This is a genomic window from Amycolatopsis sp. (genome assembly GCF_036008905.1).
In the GTDB taxonomy this organism is placed as follows: Bacteria; Actinomycetota; Actinomycetes; order Mycobacteriales; family Pseudonocardiaceae; genus Amycolatopsis.
In genome coordinates this window covers 188,607-208,933 of sequence record NZ_DASYMU010000052.1, presented here as the reverse complement: position 1 = coordinate 208,933, position 20,327 = coordinate 188,607, and the positions used below count along the sequence as shown (strand labels likewise).

Here is a 20,327-nt window from a genome sequence, read left to right as displayed (position 1 = left end):
TGCTCAGCAGGTCGGGGTGGCGGGTTTTCCGGCCATGCGGTCGCCCAGCCAGTTCAGGGCGGTCGTGCCCCACACGGACACACCGACGATGTGCCCGGCCAGCGGCACCGGCTGCCACTGGATGTTCGCACCCACCGCGCAGTACCGGTTCTTCAACGCCACCGCACCGGAGTAAGGGATCAGCTCGTCCACGGTCCCGTGGTACAGGTAGATCGGCGCCGCGGGCTTGACGTTGCCCAGCTGGTTCTCCGCGAGCCGCGCCTTCCAGCGCGGGTCGTTGAGCACGTCCGGGTTCGTCGTCAAAGCCTTGAGACGGCCGAAGGGCGCGGAAGCCGCCAATCCCACCACGCAGGAGTTCTTCGCCGTCTCGACGAGTTGCTTGCCGCGAGCCGTGAGGATGTCCGTGAACGGCAGTTCCGGATACGCCGTCGCCAGCCCGGTGGCCGCGCCGACGACGAGACCGAAGCCGATCCCGCCGTCGTTGCTCTTCGCCACGACGTTCAGGTCGGACGGCACGCCCCCCTCGGACACGCCGGCCAGCTTGACGTCGGGCGCGTAGGTCGCCTGCAGTTCGCCCGCGGCGGCCGCGGCTTGGCCGCCCTGCGAGTAGCCGAACGCCCCCACCGGCGCCGACGCGCTGAGCCCGGCTTCGGGGACCCGGGCCGCCGCGCGGGCGACGTCGAGCAGGGCGCGGCCGGAGGACTGGCCGACGGCGTAGGTGTGCGTGCCGGGCATGCCGAGGCCTTCGTAGTCGGTCACCGCGACCGCCCAGCCCTTGAGCAGCGCCTGCACGATGAACGCGATCTCGACCTCGTCGCCGTTGCGCAGGTGGTACGACGGCGCGCAGTTGTCGGCGAGGCCTTGCGTGCCCATCGCGTAGGCGACGATCGGCCGCGAACCCGCCCCGGTCCACGGGATCGGCGGCACGATCACGGTGCCGGACACGGCGTTCGGCGTGCCGGTGGCCGACGTCGAGCGGTAGACGACCTGCCAGGCCTTGACCGGCGCCGGGAAGACGCGGAACGGCTCGGCGTAAAGCTGCACGTCACGCTGTCGGATGACGTCGCCCGGCGCGCCAGCCAGTGAGGTCGGAGCGGTGTAGAACGGGTCGACGGCGGGGGACGGTGGCGCGGGATCGGCGATGGCCGCGGGTGCCATCGCGGCCATCGTCACCGCGGCCAGCACGGGGATTAACACTCGGCGAAGCATCGTTGCCTCCGGGCTAGAGTGGTAATTCAGATTTTCGCAATGTAGGCGCAGTTGCTAGCATCTGGCAATCTTCAGCGACGAAATTGACCCGGAGGAGGCACGGTGGCCCGCGGTTACGGCGGTGTCCCACCCGAGCAGCGCCGGGCGGAACGCCGCGAAAAGCTGCTCACCGCAGCGCTGGAACTCTTCACCTCACGCGGCTACCAGCAATCGAAGATCACCGAGCTCTGCGCGCTGGCGGGCGTGTCGACGCGCAACTTCTACGAGGAGTTCGCGGGCAAGGAGCAGGTGCTGCTCAACCTGCACGCGCGCATCAACACCCTCGCCATGGACCACGTCGTCGCCGTTGTGGAAAAGCTGGCCGACGCCGAGCCGGTGACGCGGATCTTCCAGCTGCTCGACGCGTTCGTCGCGAGTGTCACCTCCGACCCGCGGCTGCCGCGGCTGAACTACGTCGAAGCCGTCGGCGTGAGCGCGGAACTCGAGGCGCAGCACCAGGAATGGGTCGACCAGTGGGCGGCCTTCATCGAGGCGGAAGCCGAGCACGCCGCCCAAGCCGGACTCGCCCCGCGAAGGAACTTCCGGTTGACGTCGATCGCGCTCGTCGGCGCGGCGACGGGCCTGCTCCGGGAGTGGCAGGCACACGACCCGCCACTCCCGGCCGATCAGGTGGCCGAGGAACTCCGCGGCCTGATGCTCGCGGGCATCACTCGGAAGCCCGTGCGGTAGGCATCGGCAGCATCACCGGCGACTTGCCCGGTTCCTGGCACAGGTCGTGGCAGGTGCTGTCGAGCGTGCAGCACAGTGAGCAGATCGCGCCGCCCTGTTTCGCGCAGTCGGCGACGTCCGGCAGCTCGTAGTCGTCGCCGCAGACCAGGCACTTCTGCGTGGCCTGCAGGTCGGGCGCGTCGGCGTCCGGCCCGCTGACGGTGTTCGGCCGCGCGAGGTAGTACTTGCCCTTGGTGAGTACGGCCAGCAGCGGCACGCCGACGATCGCGATCAGCAGCGCCAGCAGCGGGCTGAACGCCGCCAGGAACGAGCCGAAGGCGCCGAAGTACGCCGTGATCGACACCGCCGAGGCGACCACCATCGAGCCGAACCCGACCGGGTTGATCTTGTGCAGGTAAGCCCGTTTGAACTCGATGTAGCGCGGGGAAAGTCCCAGCGGTTTCGCGATGACGAGGTCCGCGGTCACCGCGCCGATCCACGCGATGGCGACGTTGGAGTAGAAGCCCAGGATCTTGTTGAGGAACCCGAAAGCGCCGAACTCCATCAGCGCCAGCGCTATCCCGCAGTTGACCAGGACGTACCAGACCCGGCCCGGATGCTTGTGCAGCACGCGGGAGAAGAAGTTCGCGAACGACAGCGAGCCGGAGTACGCGTTCGTCGTGTTGATCTTGATCTGCGAGACCACCACGAACAGCGCCGCGAAGGTCAGCGCGACCGGCCCGAGCGCGGGTTTCACCGCTTCGAGATACGGCGCGATCGGCTCCAGCGCCTCGGCCTTGCCGATGACGCCGAGCGCCAGGAACGCCAGCAAACCGCCACCGATCTGCTTGAGCGCACCGAGAATCACCCAGCCGGGACCGGCCGCGAGCACCGCGCCCCACCAGGACCGCTTGTTCGACGCCGTTTTCTCCGGCATGAACCGCAGGTAGTCCGCCTGCTCGCCGATCTGCCCGATCAGCGACAGCGCGACCCCCATGCCGAGGCCGAACCCGATCGCGGAGAACCCGGACCCCGCGCCTTCGGTGCCGCCGAAGGAGGCGAACTCGCCGATCTTGCCCGGCTCGCGGATCGCGACCACGACGAACGGCAGGATCAGGCCCGCGATCCACAGCGGCTGCGTCCACGTCTGCATCTTCGCGACCGCGCCCATGCCGTACAGCGCGAACGGCAGCACGATCAACGTCGAGAGCAGATAGCCGATCGGCAGCGGAATGCCCAAGGCGAGCTTGAACGCCTGGCCCATGATCGAGCCTTCGAGCGAGAAGAAGATGACCGTGAAACTGGCGTACACCAGCGAGGTCAACGTGGACCCGAAGTAACCGAAGCCGGCACCGCGGGTGAGCAGGTCCATGTCGACGCCGTACTTCGCGCACGCCGACGCGATGGGCACGCCCGTCACGAAGATGATGAAGGCGGCGGCGAGGATCGCCAGCACCCCCGAGGTGAAACCGTAGGACAACACGATGCTCGCGCCGATGGCGAAGTCGGCGAGATAGGCGATGCCGCCCAGTGCCGTGGTCGCGACCACGAACGGGGACCAGCGGCGGAAGGAATGGGCGGCGAACCGCAGCGAATAGTCCTCACGGTTTTCGTTCGCCGCGAGGGGTGCGTAGGTGCGTTTCGGGGAGCTTTCGACGTTTTCCAGCATTTCCGTCACGTGCTGCCTCCGGGGCGGGTGGTGGTCGGCGCGGGAGCAGGGTGACGGTAGGGCCGGACTTTATCGATCGAGGTTTCGCCGGTAACTGTGGTGTTACAGCTGGTTGCGCTGCGGAAACGTCTCAGTGGCCAAAAGGGGTGGCAGGAGTCACCGTTCAGTGGGTTCCCACACCGCCTGCCAGGCAATACGGTCGGCTCATAGCCGTGAACACGAGATGCCCCACCGGGTGCGGAGGTTTGGCGATGAGTCTGGAGATCGACAACACGGACGTGGCTGTCCAGCTGCCGGGAATGCGGGTGGCCTACGACAGCGATTCGTTCGACGAGTCAGCGCTGGCGGCCACCTGGACCGAGCAGTTGCAGGGCTGGCTGAACCAAGCCGTCGCGGCCAACTTCCCCGAGCCGAACGCGATGGTTCTCGCGACGGCCGACGCCAACGGGCGACCCTCGTCGCGGACGGTGCTGTGCAAGGGGCTGGACGAACGCGGGGTCGTCTTCTACACGAACTACACCTCGAGCAAAAGCCACGACCTGACGGCGACGCGTTACGCGTCCGCCACGTTCCCGTGGTATCCGCTGCACCGCCAGGTGACCGTCCGCGGTGAGGTGGAGAAGGTCAACTCGAAGGAGACAGCCGCCTACTGGGCGTCACGGCCGCGTGGTTCCCAGCTGGGCGCGTGGGCGTCGCCGCAGTCGCGGGTCGTCGACGGCCGCCGGTCGCTGGAAACCGCTCTCCACGGCATCGAGCGCCGGTTCGCCGACGTCGAGAAGATCCCGGTACCCCCGCACTGGGGCGGCTGGCGGATCCGGCCCGACCTCGTCGAGTTCTGGCAGGGCAGGCAGGACCGCATGCACGACAGGCTCTGCTACGTGCGCACCGACGACGGCTGGCACATCGACCGCGTCGCGCCCTGACGTATTTGTCGGAAAAGGCCCCTCGTGTCCGCGCGAGGGGCCTTTTCCGTGTCCGGTAGCGGGAGGAAAGTCACGCGACGGGCGATAGTTAGCGCCGCTAAGGTATTGGGTTGTGAGTACTGAGCCGGGGACGGCACCGCGTAAGAGCGCGCGCAAGGTTCTCGGCTCCATTGTGGTCGACACCCGCCCGCTGAAGCTCCCGGCTTACCGGCGGTTGTGGGTGTCCACTGCGATCACCGCCGTCGGCAGCCAGCTGACCGCGGTGGCCGTGCCCAAGCAGGTCTTCGACATCACCGGCTCGTCCGGTTTCGTCGGGCTGACCGGGGCCGTGGCGCTGGTGCCGCTGCTCGTGTTCGGCCTGTGGGGCGGCGCGATCGCGGACACCGTGGACCGGCGCAAGCTGTTGCTGGTGACGAATACCGGGGTCGCGGTGACCTCGGCGGCGCTCTGGTTGCAGGCGTTCCTCGGCTTGAACTCCGTGTGGCTCGTGCTGCTGCTGCTCGGCGTCAACCAGGCGTTCTTCGCGGTCAACATGCCGACGCGCAGTGCGGTGATCGCTCGGCTGGTGCCGGTCGAACTGCTCCCGGCGGCGATCTCGCTCGGCGCCACGGTCATGCAGTTCGGTGCCGTGCTCGGGCCGATGGCGGCCGGCGCGCTGATGCCGGTCGTCGGTCTGTCCACTTTGTACCTCGTCGACACCGTCGTGCTGACGGTGACGCTGTGGGCGGTCTGGAAACTCCCGCCGCTGCCCCCGCTCAACGGGCCGGTGCGGCGCGCCGGGCTCCGCGACGTCATCGACGGCTTCCGCTACCTCGCGACGCAGAAGATCCTGCTCGCCTCCTTCCTGGTCGACATCATCGCGATGGTCTTCGGCATGCCGCGCGCGCTTTTCCCGGAGATGGCCGAACGGACCTTCGGCGATCCACCGGGCGGTGGACCGGCGCTGGGCTGGCTGTTCGCCGCGATCCCGATCGGCGCGCTGCTGTGCGGTATCGCGTCGGGCTGGCTCTCGCGGATCAGCAGGCACGGCGTCGCGGTGACGATCGCCGTGGTCGCCTGGGGCGTGGCGATCATCGGGTTCGGGCTGTCGCAGTCGCTGTGGCTCGCCGTGGTGTTCATGGCGCTCGCCGGTGCGGCCGACTTCGTGAGCATGGTGTTCCGCAGCTCGATCCTGCAGAGCGCGACCACCGACGAGATGCGCGGACGGCTGCAGGGCGTGTTCACCGTGGTCGTCGCGGGTGGACCACGGATCGCCGACGTCACCCACGGCTGGACGGCGGCGGGGGTCGGTACCGCGGCTTCGGCGGCGGGCGGCGGGTTCCTGGTGATCGTGTTCGTCGTGCTCGCGGTCGCGCTGCTGCCCGCGTTCTGGCGCTACCGAGCGCCGATCTCGTCCTGACCGACAGTGCTGACCGACAGTGCCTGACCGACGGCGTTACTGTGGATGGATGCGTACGAAACGGGGAATTGTCGCAATTGCGGCGCTGGCCTTCCTGGCTGCTGGGTGCTCCGACGAGAAGCCCGCCGCCGCGCCGGCGCCGTCCTCCACACCGGCTCCGGCTTCGTTGAGCGCTCCCATGGCCGAGGTCAAGGAACCGTGTTCGCTGCTCAGCGGTGAGGCCGTGGGCAAGGCCATCTCGGTCGAAGGGGTGACCAGCAAGCCCGGTCCCTCGCAGACCGACCCGGTCAACAAGGGACAGTCCAAGACCTGCGTGTTCTCGGGCGGCGGCAAGGAGGTCGGCGCGCTCGCGGCGACCCGCTACGAGGGCAACAAGGTCACGCCGGCCGAGATGATCGCCTCGATCAAGACCAAGAAGGCCGGTGCCGTCGAGGTTCCCGGCGTCGGCGAGGGCGCGGTGTACTACACCGAACCCGGCACGACGGCCACGCTCGCCGCGGCGAAGATCGTCGGCGGCGTGCCCACCTTGGTCAGCTACGTCGGCCCGGACAAGATGACCCAGGAAATGATGGCGCCGCTGGTCAAGCAGGCTGTCGACGCGCAGTAGCCAGCTTCCGGAACTCGACGGCGTCGTGTGAGGAGAAGACTTTCACCTCACCGGCGTGGTCTTGGACGAGCTCGCGCAGCCTGCGCTGGTTGTCCAGCCGCGGCTGCTTTTCGGTCTGTGCCTTGCCTTCGAACCACGCCAGGCCCGGCGGGCAGTGCGGTTTGACGGGGTCGAGTTCGCCGTGGAAGAAGTACGAGTCGCCGGCGTGCAGCAGCCAGCCGTCGCCGGTGTCCACCGCGATCCCGGCATGGCCGCGGGTGTGCCCGCCGAGCGGGATCAGCAGGATCTCCGAAGGTAAGCCGTCGAGCTCGCGGACGGCGTCGAAGCCGAACCAGCTCTCGCCGAAATCGCCGTAGCTGCTCCACTTCGGCTTGTGCGCGAACTGGACCGTGCGATAGCGGGTGCGCTCGGCGTCGTCGCGAGGATGCTCGAACGCGCGCAGTTCTTCGGCGTACACATGGACTTTCGCGTGGGGGAAGTCGACGAGCCCGCCCGCGTGGTCGAGGTCGAGATGGGTCAGCACGATGTGCTTGACGTCCTCGACGGCGAAGCCGAGTTTCTTGATCTGGCTGACTGCCGACAGTTCGTCGTCGAGCACGGGCTTGGTGGCGCGCACGAACCCGCGCCCCAGCCACTCGTCCGGACGCCGGACCGCGGGGGAACCCATGCCGGTCTCGACGAGCACGAGCCCGTCGGTGGTTTCGAGCAGCAGGCAGTGGCAGACCAGTTCGGCGCGGTGCAGGAACCCGCCGCGCCCGTCGACCAGCCTGCCGCCCAATGGGCGCATGGTGCCGCAGTTCAGATGATGGACCCGCATCAGCCGACCTCCCTTTCGATGGTGCCGCGTAAGTGGACCGCGATCGCACGCAGTGGCGCGATGTCTCTTTTTGTCTTCGCCAGCAGTAGCCCACCCTCGATCGAGGCGAGCACGACCGTCGTCAGATCTGCCGCTCTCTCGGCGGAAAGTCCTTGCTGTATAAGGTAATCCGCGAGCGCATCATGCCACGAGCCGTAACCATCCACACAGGACTGACGGATGAGTTCACTCTCGGACGCGACGTCGAGTGCGACTGTCGCAAGTGGACATCCGCGTTGGAAGTCCGAGTCGAGCAGGGACTGGGCGAGCGCGTTCACGACGGATTCGATACCGGTGGCCGCGTCCGGTGCCTGGACGACGAGTTTCTTGAGCACCTCGCACAACTGCGCGCTGGAGACGGCGATCGCTTCCGCGGCGAGCTGCTCTTTGCCGCCCGGGAAATGGAAGTAGAGCGAGCCCTTGGGGGCACTGCCGACGCTGGTCAGCTGGTTCAGGCCGGTCGCGTGATAGCCCTGCGTGTGGAAGAGCTCGGCGGCGGTGTCCAGTATGCGCTGGCGGGTGTCGGTGCGGCGGACCATGACGGTCACCGTAGCCCAAACTATGACGACCGGTCTAGTTGTCGATGGCAAGGCCACGTGGCTTGGCGGACTGGGCTGGGTGGCCGGGTTCGGCTTGGGCGGGTGGGTCGTGAGTGGCAAAGAGTGTTCTAACACTTGTTGCCACTCACGACCTCCACGACCAGTCGAGGGGCACTTTCCCACCAAAGTGCGACACTTCGCATCCGAGCGACACCACCTTTGACCTTGCCCATCAATAACACTTGTAAACACTCACGACCCATCAATAAAACTCGACGCCGAGCCGGTCCGCTCGCGAGGCCGGAGTTCACCGGTAGATTCACGCGCATGGCGAATCCCACCGGAGAGCAGTTCGAGATCACCCGAGGCGCCGCCCGCGCGGTCGTCACCGAAATCGGCGCGGGCCTGCGGGCCTTCGAGATCGGCGGGGTGCCCTACGTCGAGGAGTTCGACGCCGACGCGAAGCCGCCGATGGGCGCCGGGCAGGTGCTGCTGCCCTGGCCGAACCGCACGAAGGCGGGCCAGTGGGTCTACGAGGGCGAGAAGCAGCAGCTCGAGATCACCGAAGCGGCCCGCGGCAACGCCATCCACGGGCTCACGCGCCACAAGGAGTGGCAGTTGCTGGAGCACGCCGAGTCGTCGATCACCCTCGCCGTCGACATCGCCGACGAGCCGGGCTGGCCGGTGCCGCTGCACGCCGTGATCACCTACGAGATCGCGCCGCGCGAGCTGAAGGTGACCCACGAGCTGCGCAACGACGGCGAGACGACGATCGGCGTCGGCGTCGGGACACATCCGTACTTCCGCATCGGTGACGTGCCGACCGACGAGCTGACCCTGACGCTCCCGGCGAGCCGTGTCCGGCCGTACGTCGGCGAAGCCCAGATGCCGTACGCCGACGAGCAGGACGTCGAGGACACGGAGTACGACTTCCGCACCGGAAAGCTACTGGCCGGCGTCGACCTCGACACCGCTTTCGGCAGCCTGACCGCCGCCGAAGACGGCCGTCACCACCATCTGCTCACCCACGGCGAGAAGCAACTCGATATCTGGACCGGCCCCGACTTCGGCTGGGTCCAGGTATTCACCCCCGGCGACCTCGTCGGCCGCGGCCGCGCCATCGCCATCGAGCCGATGACCTGCCCCGCCGACGCCCTCAACACCGGCACCGACCTGATCGAGATCCCGCCCGGCGAAGCCTGGATCGGCAGCTGGGGCATCCGTCTCGCTTGAGTGCAGTCTGTGCGCACTCAAGCGCGTTCCATGAACACTCGAACGCGATCTGCGACGAAGGTCCGTATTCCAAGTTGGTACGAATCGTAATTTCCTTGCTAAGGGGAGCCTTCCGGGCGTCTCCTTGATGGCCGGTGGCCACAAGCGCCACCGGTCATGGATCTTTGCGAGGAGAACGATGGAACCGACGCGACTCGGACTGCCCGACGCGGGCGAGTTGCTGACCCTGCAGCGCGCCGCGTACGTACCGGAAGCGCGGGCGCACCACACGCTCGACCTGCCGCCGTTGCTGGAGACGTTCGACGAGGTGCACCTCGTGTTGCGGGACCCCGCCTGTCTGGCGTGGGGTTTCCGCGACACGGGCCGTCTCGTGGCGGCCGTGCGGATCAGGGTGGCCGGCGCCGTCGGCGAGGTCGGCAGGCTCGTCGTCGCCCCTGATCAGCAGAACCAGGGGCTCGGCAGTGCGTTGCTGATCGCGGCCGAGGAGCGTCTGCCGCGCGGGGTGACGGTGCTGCGGCTGTTCACCGGTGAGCACAGCGCGGGTCCACTGAGGATGTATCCGCGGCTCGGCTACCGCGAAACCCACCGTTCACCTGAGGGCGACTACGAGCTCGTGCATTTCGAAAAGGCCCGTGTCCACTGTGGCGGGGCAGTTCGTTAGCGTGTCGAACTATGGTTAAGGCGATTGTTGGTGGCTATGTGGTCCCCGTCGATGGTGACCCGATCGACGGCGGAACGGTCCTGATCGAAGACGGAAAGATCGTCGCGGTCGGCAAGGACGCGAATGTGGACGTGCCAGAGGACGCCGAACTGATCGACGCGTCCGGCTCGTGGGTCTTGCCCGGGTTCATCGACGCCCACGCGCACCTCGGGGTGCACGAAGAGGGCGAAGGCTGGTCGGGCAACGACACGAACGAGATGACCGACCCGAACGGCGCGCGGTTCCGCGCTATCGACGGCATCGACCCGTTCGAGACCGGTTTCGACGACGCGCTGGCGGGCGGGGTCACCAGCGTGGTGATCAAGCCGGGTTCCGGCAACCCGATCGGTGGCCAGACGATCGGCGTCAAGACGTGGGGGCGCACGGCGTTCGACCTCGTCTTCGCCGAGGACGTCAGCGTCAAGAGCGCACTCGGCGAGAACCCGAAGCGCGTCTATGGCGACAAGGGCAAGACGCCGTCGACCAGGCTCGGTGTCGCGTCGATCATCCGCGACGCCTTCACCGGCGCCAAGAACTACGCCGCGCAGCGCGAGCACGCGCGGACCGAGGGCAAGCCGTTCGACGTCGACCTGTCCAAGGAGACCTTGGCCAAGGTGCTCGACGGCGAGCTGTTCTGGGATCAGCACGTCCACCGCGCCGACGACATGGTGACCGCCATCCGGCTCGCGGACGAGTTCGGCTACAAGCTGGTCATCAACCACGGCACCGAGGGCCACCTCATCGCCGACCTGCTCGCCGAGCGCGACATCCCGATCATCCTCGGCCCGCTGTTCACCACCCGCTCGAAGGTCGAGCTCCGCAACCGCACCCTGCGGTCCGCGGGCATCCTGGCGCGCGCCGGGGTCACGATCGCCATCACCACCGACCACCCGGTGATCCCGATCAACTTCCTGGTCTACCAGGCGGCACTGGCCGTCAAGGACGGCCTGGACCCGGATGTCGCCCTGCGCGCGCTCACCGTCAACCCGGCCGCGATGCTTGCCCTCGACGACAAGGTCGGCGCGCTCAAGCCCGGCCTGGACGCCGATGTCGTGATCTGGTCGGGCGACCCGCTCGACGTGATGAACCGCGCGATGCGGGTCTTCGTGCGCGGCAAGGACGTCTACCACTTCGACGACAGCAAGGGTGTCGGCGTGGTCGCCGAACGCCGCTACCAAGAACGCTGAGCCCCCGCTCCACCGAAGTTGACTGAAGGGACCTTTCGTACGAAAGGTCCCTTCAGTTCTTTAAGCCGGGGACAGCCACGTCGAGTGGTGACGTACCCACCCACAACCAGCCGTGCAAGCCCCACCCAAAGTCACGAAGCGCGGAGCTCTCGGGCGATGACCATGCGCTGGATCTGGTTGGTCCCCTCGAAGATCTGCGGCACCTTCGCCTCCCGCATATACCGTTCCACCGGGAAGTCCTTCGTATACCCAGCCCCACCGAGCACCTGCACCGCGTCGGTCGTCACGCGCATAGCCCCGTCGGTCGCGACGAGTTTCGCGATCGACGCCTGCCGCTGGAACGGCATGCCACGGTCGCGGCGCCGAGCGGCGTCCAGATACATCGCGCGCGACGACTCCACGGTCGCCGCCATGTCGGCAAGCAGGAACTCCAGCCCCTGGAACTCGATGATCGGCTTCCCGAACTGAGTGCGCCCCTTGGCATACGCGACGGCTTCGTCCAGTGCCGCTTGCGCGAGCCCGACAGCGCAGGCCGCGATGCCGAGCCGTCCCGAGCTCAGCGACGACAGCGCGATCTTCAGGCCTTCGCCCTCGCCGCCGATCAGCCTGTCCGCATCGACGCGGGCACCGTCGAACATCAGCTGTGCGGTGGTCGACCCGGTCAGGCCCATTTTGCGTTCGGGTTTCGCGGCGGCCAGGCCGGGTGTCGCGCCGTCGATGAGCAGGCAGGAGATGCCTGCGCTGCCGGTGTCGCTCGTGCGCACCATCGTCGTGTAGAAATCGGCCTCGCCGGCGTGCGTGATCCATGCCTTGGTGCCGTTGACGACGTACTGGTCGCCGTCGAGCTTGGCCTTGGTGGACAGCGCGGCGGCGTCCGAACCGGCGTGGGTTTCCGAAAGCGCGTAGGCGCCGAGCAGGTCGCCGTCGAGCATTTCGGGCAGCCACTTGTCACGCTGGTCGTCCGTGCCGCAGTGGGCCAGGGCGTAGCAGGACATCGTGTGCACCGACAGGCCGACGCCGACCGACATCCACGCGGCCGCGATCTCCTCCAGTACCTGCAGGTACACCTCGTACGGCACTTCGCCGCCGCCCCAGCGCTCCGAGTACGGCAGCCCCAGCAAGCCGGTCTTCCCGAGCAGCCGGAACTGTTCGCGAGGGAACTGTGAGGCCTCTTCGTACTTGCTCGCCAGCGGCGCGAGTTCTTCACGAGCCAGCTCGGTGGCGAGCGCGACGAGGTCTTTGGCTTCGGTGGTGGGAAGCAGTCGTTCGGCCGGCATGGGGGTCTCCCGAAGCGCAGGTGTACCGAAAACAGTACTGTGGGCCCGTTAACAGTACCGTATTGGCTGAACCGGGGCTATGGCGCGCGTCACGGCTTCCCGGACGGAATACGGTGAACGGATGGCGAATGTCGATGCCGCCCCGTCGCGGGCTCCCCTGCGTGCCCCGGCGCCGCGACGGCAACCCACGGCCCGGCAGCGCGCGTTGCTCGCCGAGCTGGAAGAACTTTTCCTCGCCGAAGGGTTCGCCCAGTTCACGCTGGACGAGCTGGCCGGGCGGATGCGCTGCTCGAAGTCCACGCTCTACGCGCTCGCGCCGAGCAAGGAGCAGCTCGCGGTCAAGGTCGTCGGGCACTTCTTCCGCGGCGCGGCCGAGCTGCTCGAAGAACGCATCGGCGGCATCGAGGACGCGCGCGAGATCATCGGGGAGTACCTGGCCGGGATCTCCGAGTACCTGAACCGGGCCTCGGCGGCGTTCATGTCCGACATCGCCGCGTTCGCCCCGGCGCGGGCGACCTACGAGCTCAACAGCCGCGCGGCCGCCGGGCGGATCCGGACGTTCATCGCCAAGGGTGTGCGCGACGGCGTTTTCCGCGACGTCCACGCGAGCCTGATCGCCGAGATGGCCGGGCTACTGATCGAAGGCATCCAGACCGGCGTGATCGGCTCGCGGACCGGGGTGTCCGATGCCGACGCTTTCACCGCCCTTTCCGACCTGCTTCTGGGGGGTCTGGCTGTAGCATCACGCCCGTGATTGTGGTGGGTGGAGAAGCGCTGGTCGACATGGTCCCTGGTGAACCCCTTGATTCCACTGTGGACGGTGGATTGCGGGCGCTGCTGCCGCGGCTGGGCGGTGGTCCGTACAACGTCGCGCTCGCCGCCGGGCGGCTCGGCGTTCCGTCGGGTTTCCTTTCGCGTGTCTCGAACGACCGCTTCGGCGAGGCGCTCGTCACGCGGCTGCACGCGTCCGGTGTGGACACTGGTCTGCTGCAGCGCGGGGACGAACCGACGACGCTGGCCGTCGTCGCGCTCGACGAAAAGGGCGCCGCGCACTACACCTTCTACACCGAGGGCACCGCGGACAGGCTCGTCGCCGATCCCGGCCCGCTGCCCGAAGACGTCAAGATGCTGTGCCTCGGCACGCTCGGCATGGTGCTGGAGCCGGGGGTCAGTGCTTACGAAGCGATACTGCGCCGGGAGTCCGCGCGTGGCGTGCTGACCGCGCTGGACCCGAACATCCGGGCCGCGCTCATCGACGACCCGGCGGCGTACCGCGCCCGGTTCGTCTCTTGGCTGCCGCATGTCCGGCTTCTCAAGCTTTCCGACGACGACGCCGAGTGGCTGGCCGAAGGCGCCGACGCGGTGCACGCCGCGAAGTCCTGGGTGGCGTCCGGTGTGGACGCGGTGGTGCTGACCCGCGGCGCCGAAGGCATCGCCGTCATCACCGCGGCCGGTGAACTCGCCCAGGTGCCGTCCGCGAAGGCCGACGTCGTCGACACGATCGGCGCGGGGGACACCGTCCAGGGCGCGTTGCTGGCCTGGCTGTACCAGCGGGACGTGCGCGATCTCACCACGTTGGGTGAATCCGAATGGACCGAGGCGCTCACCTTCGCGGCCAAGGCCGCGGCGATCACCGTCTCCAGGAGCGGCGCGGAGCCACCGACGGCGCAAGATATGGCATCCACCGTGTGAACCTGGTCCCAAAGCACCGCCTATGAACAACCCCACGGCTGCGCCGACACCCTATTCTCGACTAGCGTGGTGGGTAGAATTCATACCCCAGCGGGGCGGTGTGCAGCGAGGCTTATGGCCTCCTCGCCTGAACATATGGCTGCCTGTGGAACCTACAGGCGCCGCCGGCCCGTGCAAACGTGAGAGGGACATCCATGTCCGACGCGACGTCCGGCGGCGAAACAGTCTCGCTACGCCTGCCGACTGGCGAGCACGAGCTCAAGGTGGTCCACCCGGTTGAAGGGGCGCCGGGGATCGAACTCGGAAAGCTGTTGGCCTCGACGGGCTACATCACCCTGGATCCGGGGTTCGTCAACACCGGCGCCGCGTCCTCGGCCATCACCTATATCGACGGTGATGAGGGGATCCTGCGCTACCGCGGTTATCCCATCGAGCAGCTCGCCCAGAAGTCGACCTTCATCGAGGTCTCGTACCTGCTGATCTACGGCGAGCTCCCGACGCCGACCCAGCTCGAGGACTTCACCGGCAAGATCCAGCGCCACACCCTGCTGCACGAGGACCTGAAGGCGTTCTTCGGCGGTTTCCCGCGTGACGCGCACCCGATGCCGGTCCTGTCCAGCGCGGTCTCCGCGCTGTCGACGTTCTACCAGGACTCGCTCAACCCGTTCGACGAACCGAACGTCGAGCTGTCGACGATCCGCCTGCTGGCCAAGGTGCCGACGCTCGCGGCGTACGCCTACAAGAAGTCGATCGGCCAGCCGTTCCTCTACCCGGACAACTCGATGGGCCTGGTGGAGAACTTCCTCCGCATGACCTTCGGCCTGCCCGCGGAGCCGTACGACGTCGATCCCGAGGTAGCCAAGGCCCTCGACCTGCTGTTCATCCTGCACGCCGACCACGAGCAGAACTGCTCCACCTCGACGGTGCGGCTCGTCGGCTCGTCCGAGGCGAACCTGTTCGCCAGTGTGTCGGCCGGGATCAACGCGCTCTTCGGACCGCTGCACGGCGGCGCGAACGCGGCGGTCCTCGACATGCTCGAGGACATCAAGAACGACGGCGGCGACGTGCAGAACTTCGTCAACCGCGTGAAGAACAAGGAAAAAGGCGTGAAGCTGATGGGCTTCGGGCACCGGGTCTACAAGAACTACGACCCGCGCGCGAAGATCATCAAGAACACCGCCGACGAGATCCTCGGCAAGCTCGCCGGCGGCGACCAGCTGCTCGACATCGCGAAGAAGCTCGAAGAGACGGCTCTCTCCGACGACTACTTCGTCGAGCGCAAGCTGTACCCGAACGTGGACTTCTACACCGGTCTCATCTACCGGGCGCTCGGCTTCCCGACCAAGTACTTCACCGTGCTGTTCGCGCTGGGCCGTCTCCCCGGCTGGATCGCGCACTGGCGCGAGATGATCCAGGACCCGGCCACCAAGATCGGCCGCCCGCGCCAGATCTACACCGGTGAGAAGGCAAGGGACTACGTCGGTATCGGCGAGCGCTGACCCCTCTCGCTTCAGCCTGAAGTGCCACCATGGCCACCTTGGTCACTGTGTTCTTAGGTTCCGTCGCCACGTTGGCGAGGGGCCTCAACGCAACCAAGGTGGCCATGGTGGTTTTTGCGAGATCAAGGCTGCGGAGTCTACGAGTTGCGCAGGGCATCCTTGAGCTTGACGCGGCTTCCCGTGCGCAGCACCGCGTTCTGGTAGATCCGGCCGCCGAGCCAGGTGAACAGCGCGACGGTGGCCAGCGTGAGCACAATGGACAGTGCGATCTGCCAGCCTGGCGCCAGCCCGGCGGCGATCCGGCCGGGCATCAGCACCGGGGACAGCAGCGGGATCAAGGAAAGCACGGTGGTCGCCTGGCCGTCCGGGCTCTGCAACAGCAGGTTGACGCCGACGATGAACCCGATCACGAGCACCATCGTCACCGGCGTCAGGACCGACTGGGTGTCTTCCTGACGCGAAACCAGCGACCCGGCGCCGGCGAAAATGGTCGCGTACAAGAAGAAACCGAGGATGTACCAGAGCAGCCCCCAGAGCACGGTGCTCACGGCGACCCCGGACACGGTCAGGCTCCCGGTCGCGGTGGCCATCGCGAGTCCGGCGCCCGCGAGGATGAGCAGCTGGATCAACCCGGTCAGCCCGAGCCCGATCACCTTGCCCAGCATCAGCTGCCACGGCCGCAGCGTCGACAGCAGAATTTCGACGACCCGGCTTGACTTCTCCTCGACAACGCCTTGCGCGACAAGGGTTCCGTAGGTGGTGATGCTCATGTACAGCAGGAACACCATCACCACGCCGATGATCAGGCGCTGGTTCTTTTCGGGATCCTCCGGGGTGATCGAGGTGACCTTCACCGTCGCGCTGTTGATCGTGTTCAGCACCTGCGGCGCGTCGAGACCGGCTTCGAGCAGGGTCGCGTTCAGGACCTGTTGCTGGGCAATCGAATTCAGGGCCGCGTGCAGCTGCTTGTCCAAATCGGACTTCACGAGCACCTGCAGATCGGAGACGTTGCCGGAGAGCAACGCGTCGAGGTCACCGCTTTCGACCTGAGCCCGGCCCTCTTCGGGACTGGTGATCGTGACCGTCTCGACGTCCTTGCCGAGCTGCTGCGAAACGGTTTTCAGCTGGTCCGAGATCCCGGTGGCCTGCCCGGTGAGCCCGATCTTGCTGCGCCCGGCGTCACCGAGCAGCGTGGCCTGCAACAGGAAGTACCCGGCGAACACCACCAGGATCACGGCCGTCCCGATGAGGAACGACTTCGTGCGCAGGCGGGTGTTGAGCTCGCGCTTGGCCACCAGACGGACCGCGGTGAACGGCTTGACCGTGCGGTCGCGATAGCTGGGCGTGGTCATGCCGGAGCCCTCTCTGGTGCGTTGACGGCGTCACGGAACAGGTCGGTGAGCGAGCGACGGCGTCGGCTGAACTCCGTCACCGGCCCGGTGTTCAACGCGGCGGTGAGCACGGCCTGGTCGTCGGTGCCAGGACTCAGCTCCAGCACCACCGTCGCGTCACGCTCGGACACGATCCGCACACCGGGCAGGTTCGACGCCCAGCCACCAGGGGCGTGTGGTGCGGTGACGACCAGGAGGCTTCCGGCGTCGGCCGTCAGTTCGGCCACGCTGCCGCAGGCGACCATCCGTCCACTCCGGATGATGCCGACGCGGTCACACAGCCGCTCGACCAAGTCCAGCTGGTGGCTCGAGAAGATCACGGGTACGCCGGTGGACGCCTTCTCCCGCAACACTTCCGTCATGACGTCGACCGCGATCGGGTCGAGTCCGGAGAACGGCTCGTCGAGTACCAGCACGTTCGGATCGTGCACCAGCGCGGCGGCGAGCTGGACGCGCTGCTGGTTCCCGAGGCTCAGTTTCTGGACCTCTTCGGTCCGCCGCTCCTTGAGTCCGAGCCTGCCGATCCAGTTTTCCGCGCTCTGGTGGGCTTCGTCGCTCGTGAGCCCGTGGAGTTCGGCGAGGTAGACGAGCTGGTCGAGTACCTTCATCTTCGGGTACAGGCCGCGCTCTTCGGGCATATAGCCGATATGGGTACGAGTCTGGTGGGTGATCGGCTTGCCGTCGAACCGCACTTCGCCCGAGTCGGCCGCCAGCACACCGAGCGCGATGCGCATGGTCGTCGTCTTGCCGGCACCGTTGCTGCCGACGAACCCGAACAGTTCACCGGCGCGCACGTCGAAGGTGACCGAGTCGAGCGCGACGATGTCGCCGTAGCGCTTGGAAACGCTGTCGATCTCCAGTGCCGGGTCAGTCAACTTCGGTCCCCCTGTCGATGAAGCCGCGATCGCGATCATTTTCCACCCTCGCGGTAAACTTGGGTGGACAGCGGTGCGAACGGCTCCCGGCCGAACACCGCCTCGACCGGCAGGCCGAACACCCCGCAGAGGCGGAACGCCAGGTCGAGGCTCGGATAGTGGTCGCCGCGCTCCAGTGCACCGATCGTCTGGGGATTCACCTCGACGGCCTCGGCGAGCGCGGCCCGGCTCAGCCCGCGCTCCGCCCTGAGCACCTGGAGCCGGTTGTAGATCGGCAGCTTTTTGCCTCGTCGCACCGGGCTCATGACACATTGTTGCGAAAACCCAACACTCCGTCAATCCAGGCAACATCCCCGGGGAATATGTCGGCACATTCCCGGGGATGGGTCAGGCGAGGCCGGTGATGGACTTGTCGACGAGTTCGTGGACGAGGGAGGACGCGGCAGCGGCGTCGGCGGGGACCAACGCGAGGCGGGTCCGGCGTTCGAGGACGTCCTCGACGTCGAGGGCGCCTTCGTGGCGTACGGCCCAGACGACCTCGGCCGCGGTGATTTCGGTGTTCGCGCACAGTCGTTCGCCGAGTGCGCGGTCCACTTCGCCGAGTGCGGCGATCCGGGGCGCTTCGGTGCCGTACTTGCCGACCAAGCGAGCGGGAGCGTCCACAGTGGACAACTTGGTGCGCTGTGCCGCTCCCAGCAAGGGAAGACGGTCGGTGCACGCCGGCCCGGCGTGGAGCCGCGTGGCCTTCATCGCCGCGTCGACGGCGTCCGCGGCCATCTTCCGGTACGTGGTGAGCTTGCCGCCGACAATCGTGATCACGCCGTTCGGGTCGGTCAGCACGGCGTGGTTGCGGGAAAGGTCCGCGCTGCGGCCGGGCCGCTCGATCAGCGGCCTCAGTCCGGCGTACGAGCCGATGACGTCCTCGCGAGTGAGGTTCCTTGCCAGCGCGGAAGAAGCCACCTTCAGCAGGAAGTCCACATCGGACTCCGGAACCACCGGCACGTCCGGGATCGCGCCGCCGAGTGGCTCGTCGGTGAGGCCGAGATACACCCGGCCGTCCGGCTGCGGCAAGAGGAGGACGAATCGGTTGCTCTCGCCGGGTACGGTCACATTCACCGACGTGGCCCCGATCATGGCCGCCTCGGCGGAGAGCACCAGATGGGAACCGAGCGAAGGGCGCAGTTTCACCGAAGGCACGAGCTCGCCGGCCCACACCCCGGCCGCGTTGATCACCTGCCGTGCCGAGATTTCCAAGCTCTGCCCGGAAATCTTGTCCTGGCACCGGACTTTGTCGGCCGTGATCTCGACCGCGCGCAATTTGGTCAGGATGCGCGCACCGAACGCCGACGCCGTCCTGGCGAGCCCGACGACGAGCCGGGCGTCGTCGGTCAGCGCGCCGTCGTACGCGAGCAACGCGCCGCGCAGGTTGGTGCGATCGAGCCCAGGGGCGAGGGCGAGCGCTTCGGCCGCCGGGATCGTGCGTGGCCGCGGCAGGACCGAAGACGGCGTCCGGGCAGCTCGGCGCAGTGCGTCTCCCGCCTGCAGCCCGGCGGTGACGAGGGCCTGCCGGGCGTGCGAAGTGCTGGTGTACAACGGAAACAGCTGCGGCATCGCCCGCGTGAGATGCGGCGCTGTCCGGGTCATCAGGATCCCGCGTTCGACGGCGCTCTCCCGCGCCAGCGCGAACTCGCCCTTCGCGAGGTAGCGCAGGCCGCCGTGCACCAGCTTGCTCGACCAGCGGGAGGTGCCGAAGGCGAGGTCGTGCGCTTCGACCAGCGCGACCGAAAGCCCGCGCGACGCCGCGTCGAGCGCGATCCCGGCCCCCGTCACCCCGCCGCCGACCACGGCGATGTCGACTCGCAGGCCACCGGCCAGTTCTTCGAGTTCCCGTTCGCGGCGCTTCGCGTTGAGTGAACCGCGGATCATGGCCGCAACGTCGCGTCGAGCACGTGCCGGAATTCGTCGAGCAGAGTGGCTTCGTCGACATCGGCTGTCGCGGACCGCAGTGAGAACGCGAACGACTGTGCCACGAGCAGGATCGACCGGGCCTGCGCGGCGGGCTCGGCCGTCCGGATCGAACCGTCGGCGTGGCCCGCGGCGAGCAGCGCGAGGATGACACTTTCGGCCAGCCGCTGCGTGGCGCCGAGCCGTTTCACGATGTACGGCAGGACGAGTTCCGGGTCGACATCGAGCAGCGTGCGGAAGAGTTCGTTGGCGGACAGCGCGCCGACCGCGGCCGACGTGCTGATCACCAGGCGGTCGCGGGCCGTGGGCATGACCATGCCCTCCGCGCTCGCTTCCCGCATCAGGCCGCCGAATTCGCGGGTCATGAGTGCGGTGAGGACACTGCGCACGTCCGGGAACCGGCGGTACAGCGTCATCCGGCTGACGCTCGCGGTGCGGGCGATTTCGGCGAGGGTGGTGCGGCGTACGCCGACGGCGAGGACACAGAGCCGGGCGGCGTCGAGGAGCACGTCGTCGGCGACCCGGGCGGCGGCTTGCCTGGTGCGGGTGTCCGCCAGCGCGCTCGATGTGTGACGTTTGGTGGACATGTGTCACACTG

Annotated in this window: 20 protein-coding genes; 10 read left to right on the top strand and 10 right to left on the bottom strand. The window is 67.5% G+C overall.

The annotated features are described in order from the left end of the window. Positions 1–3 precede the first annotated feature (3 nt). On the bottom strand, positions 4–1,209 hold the full coding sequence (locus VGP60_RS10985; protein WP_414640319.1) for a lipase family protein: 1,206 nt from the start codon (positions 1,207–1,209) through the stop codon (positions 4–6). A gap of 102 nt (positions 1,210–1,311) precedes the next feature. Between VGP60_RS10985 and VGP60_RS10980 the strand changes: the two genes are divergently transcribed. Beyond that, positions 1,312–1,938, top strand: a complete 627-nt coding sequence (locus VGP60_RS10980) for a TetR/AcrR family transcriptional regulator (RefSeq protein WP_327547808.1) — start codon at positions 1,312–1,314, stop codon at positions 1,936–1,938. On the opposite strand, the gene VGP60_RS10975 is transcribed toward VGP60_RS10980, so the two are convergent. Continuing rightward, positions 1,916–3,586, bottom strand: coding sequence for a purine-cytosine permease family protein (locus VGP60_RS10975; RefSeq protein WP_414640324.1), 1,671 nt, complete (start codon positions 3,584–3,586; stop codon positions 1,916–1,918). The two genes, VGP60_RS10980 and VGP60_RS10975, sit on opposite strands and share 23 nt — an antisense overlap. Positions 3,587–3,837: 251 nt before the next feature. On the opposite strand from VGP60_RS10975, the gene pdxH reads away from it, so the two are divergent. From pdxH to VGP60_RS10960, 3 genes are all read left to right on the top strand, one after another. Then, complete coding sequence (gene pdxH, locus VGP60_RS10970) at positions 3,838–4,509, top strand: pyridoxamine 5'-phosphate oxidase (protein ID WP_327547806.1); 672 nt, start codon at positions 3,838–3,840, stop codon at positions 4,507–4,509. Positions 4,510–4,621: 112 nt separating this feature from the next. Further along, entirely contained in the window at positions 4,622–5,908 is a 1,287-nt protein-coding gene (locus VGP60_RS10965; protein ID WP_327547805.1) for an MFS transporter, read from the top strand. Between the two features lie 49 nt (positions 5,909–5,957). Next, the gene (locus VGP60_RS10960; protein WP_327547804.1) at positions 5,958–6,515 is read left to right on the top strand and encodes a DUF3558 domain-containing protein; all 558 of its coding nucleotides are present in this window, start codon (positions 5,958–5,960) and stop codon (positions 6,513–6,515) included. On the opposite strand, the gene VGP60_RS10955 is transcribed toward VGP60_RS10960, so the two are convergent. Both VGP60_RS10955 and VGP60_RS10950 read right to left on the bottom strand, forming a co-directional pair. After that, on the bottom strand, positions 6,490–7,332 hold the full coding sequence (locus VGP60_RS10955; RefSeq protein ID WP_327547803.1) for an MBL fold metallo-hydrolase: 843 nt from the start codon (positions 7,330–7,332) through the stop codon (positions 6,490–6,492). The genes VGP60_RS10960 and VGP60_RS10955 overlap by 26 nt on opposite strands. Beyond that, positions 7,332–7,910, bottom strand: a complete 579-nt coding sequence (locus tag VGP60_RS10950; RefSeq protein ID WP_327547802.1) for a TetR/AcrR family transcriptional regulator — start codon at positions 7,908–7,910, stop codon at positions 7,332–7,334. The genes VGP60_RS10955 and VGP60_RS10950 overlap by 1 nt, the downstream gene beginning before the upstream one ends. Positions 7,911–8,237: 327 nt before the next feature. On the opposite strand from VGP60_RS10950, the gene VGP60_RS10945 reads away from it, so the two are divergent. From VGP60_RS10945 to VGP60_RS10935, 3 genes are all read left to right on the top strand, one after another. Further along, a complete protein-coding gene (locus VGP60_RS10945) occupies positions 8,238–9,143 on the top strand; it encodes an aldose 1-epimerase family protein (RefSeq protein WP_327547801.1) in 906 nt (301 codons plus the stop codon). Positions 9,144–9,321: 178 nt separating this feature from the next. Beyond that, a complete protein-coding gene (locus VGP60_RS10940; protein ID WP_327547800.1) occupies positions 9,322–9,804 on the top strand; it encodes a GNAT family N-acetyltransferase in 483 nt (160 codons plus the stop codon). An 11-nt stretch (positions 9,805–9,815) separates the two neighbouring features. Beyond that, positions 9,816–11,030: an amidohydrolase gene (locus VGP60_RS10935; protein ID WP_327547799.1), complete on the top strand. Its 1,215-nt coding sequence runs from the start codon at positions 9,816–9,818 to the stop codon at positions 11,028–11,030. A 131-nt stretch (positions 11,031–11,161) separates the two neighbouring features. On the opposite strand, the gene VGP60_RS10930 is transcribed toward VGP60_RS10935, so the two are convergent. Beyond that, positions 11,162–12,307 carry an acyl-CoA dehydrogenase family protein gene (locus VGP60_RS10930; RefSeq protein WP_327547798.1) on the bottom strand — a complete coding sequence of 382 codons (1,146 nt, stop codon included), beginning with the start codon at positions 12,305–12,307 and terminating at the stop codon, positions 11,162–11,164. 121 nt (positions 12,308–12,428) lie between these two features. Here VGP60_RS10930 and VGP60_RS10925 point away from each other — a divergent pair, with 121 nt between their 5' ends. From VGP60_RS10925 to VGP60_RS10915, 3 genes are all read left to right on the top strand, one after another. Then, entirely contained in the window at positions 12,429–13,061 is a 633-nt protein-coding gene (locus VGP60_RS10925; protein WP_327547797.1) for a TetR/AcrR family transcriptional regulator, read from the top strand. Further along, the gene (locus VGP60_RS10920; protein ID WP_327547796.1) at positions 13,058–13,999 is read left to right on the top strand and encodes a carbohydrate kinase; all 942 of its coding nucleotides are present in this window, start codon (positions 13,058–13,060) and stop codon (positions 13,997–13,999) included. The genes VGP60_RS10925 and VGP60_RS10920 overlap by 4 nt, the downstream gene beginning before the upstream one ends. A gap of 194 nt (positions 14,000–14,193) precedes the next feature. After that, on the top strand, positions 14,194–15,498 hold the full coding sequence (locus VGP60_RS10915) for a citrate synthase (protein WP_327547795.1): 1,305 nt from the start codon (positions 14,194–14,196) through the stop codon (positions 15,496–15,498). Between the two features lie 137 nt (positions 15,499–15,635). On the opposite strand, the gene VGP60_RS10910 is transcribed toward VGP60_RS10915, so the two are convergent. The 5 genes from VGP60_RS10910 to VGP60_RS10890 form a co-directional block, all read right to left on the bottom strand. After that, entirely contained in the window at positions 15,636–16,850 is a 1,215-nt protein-coding gene (locus VGP60_RS10910; protein WP_327547794.1) for an ABC transporter permease, read from the bottom strand. Continuing rightward, complete coding sequence (locus tag VGP60_RS10905; protein WP_327547793.1) at positions 16,847–17,764, bottom strand: ATP-binding cassette domain-containing protein; 918 nt, start codon at positions 17,762–17,764, stop codon at positions 16,847–16,849. Before VGP60_RS10905 ends, VGP60_RS10910 begins: the two co-directional genes overlap by 4 nt. 35 nt (positions 17,765–17,799) lie before the next feature. Then, a complete protein-coding gene (locus tag VGP60_RS10900; protein ID WP_327547792.1) occupies positions 17,800–18,069 on the bottom strand; it encodes a helix-turn-helix transcriptional regulator in 270 nt (89 codons plus the stop codon). Positions 18,070–18,151: 82 nt separating this feature from the next. Further along, positions 18,152–19,690, bottom strand: coding sequence for a glycerol-3-phosphate dehydrogenase/oxidase (locus VGP60_RS10895; protein ID WP_327547791.1), 1,539 nt, complete (start codon positions 19,688–19,690; stop codon positions 18,152–18,154). Beyond that, positions 19,687–20,316 carry a TetR/AcrR family transcriptional regulator gene (locus VGP60_RS10890; protein ID WP_327547790.1) on the bottom strand — a complete coding sequence of 210 codons (630 nt, stop codon included), beginning with the start codon at positions 20,314–20,316 and terminating at the stop codon, positions 19,687–19,689. Before VGP60_RS10890 ends, VGP60_RS10895 begins: the two co-directional genes overlap by 4 nt. Positions 20,317–20,327: the final 11 nt, after the last annotated feature.

Bases quoted from the DNA above. Each gene is read 5' to 3' on its own strand.
- VGP60_RS10895 (WP_327547791.1), bottom strand. From the start codon at position 19,690: ATGATCCGCGGTTCACTCAACGCGAAGCGCCGCGAACGGGAACTCGAA.
- VGP60_RS10975 (WP_414640324.1), bottom strand. From the start codon at position 3,586: ATGCTGGAAAACGTCGAAAGCTCCCCGAAACGCACCTACGCACCCCTC.
- VGP60_RS10930 (WP_327547798.1), bottom strand. From the start codon at position 12,307: ATGCCGGCCGAACGACTGCTTCCCACCACCGAAGCCAAAGACCTCGTC.
- VGP60_RS10925 (WP_327547797.1), top strand. From the start codon at position 12,429: ATGGCGAATGTCGATGCCGCCCCGTCGCGGGCTCCCCTGCGTGCCCCG.
- pdxH (WP_327547806.1), top strand. From the start codon at position 3,838: ATGAGTCTGGAGATCGACAACACGGACGTGGCTGTCCAGCTGCCGGGA.
- VGP60_RS10915 (WP_327547795.1), top strand. From the start codon at position 14,194: ATGTCCGACGCGACGTCCGGCGGCGAAACAGTCTCGCTACGCCTGCCG.
- VGP60_RS10940 (WP_327547800.1), top strand. From the start codon at position 9,322: ATGGAACCGACGCGACTCGGACTGCCCGACGCGGGCGAGTTGCTGACC.
- VGP60_RS10935 (WP_327547799.1), top strand. From the start codon at position 9,816: ATGGTTAAGGCGATTGTTGGTGGCTATGTGGTCCCCGTCGATGGTGAC.
- VGP60_RS10910 (WP_327547794.1), bottom strand. From the start codon at position 16,850: ATGACCACGCCCAGCTATCGCGACCGCACGGTCAAGCCGTTCACCGCG.
- VGP60_RS10955 (WP_327547803.1), bottom strand. From the start codon at position 7,332: ATGCGGGTCCATCATCTGAACTGCGGCACCATGCGCCCATTGGGCGGC.
- VGP60_RS10950 (WP_327547802.1), bottom strand. From the start codon at position 7,910: ATGGTCCGCCGCACCGACACCCGCCAGCGCATACTGGACACCGCCGCC.
- VGP60_RS10985 (WP_414640319.1), bottom strand. From the start codon at position 1,209: ATGCTTCGCCGAGTGTTAATCCCCGTGCTGGCCGCGGTGACGATGGCC.
- VGP60_RS10900 (WP_327547792.1), bottom strand. From the start codon at position 18,069: ATGAGCCCGGTGCGACGAGGCAAAAAGCTGCCGATCTACAACCGGCTC.
- VGP60_RS10960 (WP_327547804.1), top strand. From the start codon at position 5,958: ATGCGTACGAAACGGGGAATTGTCGCAATTGCGGCGCTGGCCTTCCTG.
- VGP60_RS10890 (WP_327547790.1), bottom strand. From the start codon at position 20,316: ATGTCCACCAAACGTCACACATCGAGCGCGCTGGCGGACACCCGCACC.
- VGP60_RS10945 (WP_327547801.1), top strand. From the start codon at position 8,238: ATGGCGAATCCCACCGGAGAGCAGTTCGAGATCACCCGAGGCGCCGCC.